Raw genomic sequence first — 658 nt, 5'->3', positions numbered from 1 at the left:
GGCTTCTAACCAGCCGCCGTGAACCGGCGGTGGGACAATGCCAGACGGGGAGTTTGACTGGGGCGGTCGCCTCCGAAAGGGTATCGGAGGCGCCCAAAGGTTCCCTCAGAATGGACGGAAACCATTCGAAGAGTGCAAAGGCAGAAGGGAGCTTGACTGCGACACCGACGGGTGGAGCAGGTACGAAAGTAGGGCTTAGTGATCCGGTGGTATTAAGTGGGAATGCCATCGCTCAACGGATAAAAGCTACCCTGGGGATAACAGGCTTATCACTCCCAAGAGTTCACATCGACGGAGTGGTTTGGCACCTCGATGTCGGCTCATCGCATCCTGGGGCTGTAGTAGGTCCCAAGGGTTGGGCTGTTCGCCCATTAAAGCGGTACGCGAGCTGGGTTCAGAACGTCGTGAGACAGTTCGGTCCCTATCCGGCGTGGGCGTAGGATATCTGAGAGGAGCTGTCCTTAGTACGAGAGGACCGGGATGGACGGACCGCTGGTGTACCGGTTAGACTGCCAAGTCTACGGCCGGGTAGCCAAGTCCGGAAGGGATAAACGCTGAAGGCATCTAAGCGTGAAGCCCCCCTCAAGATGAGATGTCCCATTCGAAAGAAGTAAACCCCCTTGAAGACGACGAGGTAGATAGGGCAGGGGTGGAAGTG

At 57.1% G+C, this 658-nt stretch carries 1 rRNA gene; it reads left to right on the top strand.

From position 1 onward, the window contains the following. Positions 1–658: ribosomal RNA gene (locus DW904_RS22550) — 23S ribosomal RNA — on the top strand; the annotation flags it as partial.

The organism is Ruminococcus sp. AM42-11, from assembly GCF_003480145.1.
Classification (GTDB): Bacteria; Bacillota; Clostridia; order Lachnospirales; family Lachnospiraceae; genus Blautia_A; species Blautia_A faecis.
This window is presented reverse-complemented; position numbering and strand designations above follow the sequence as displayed.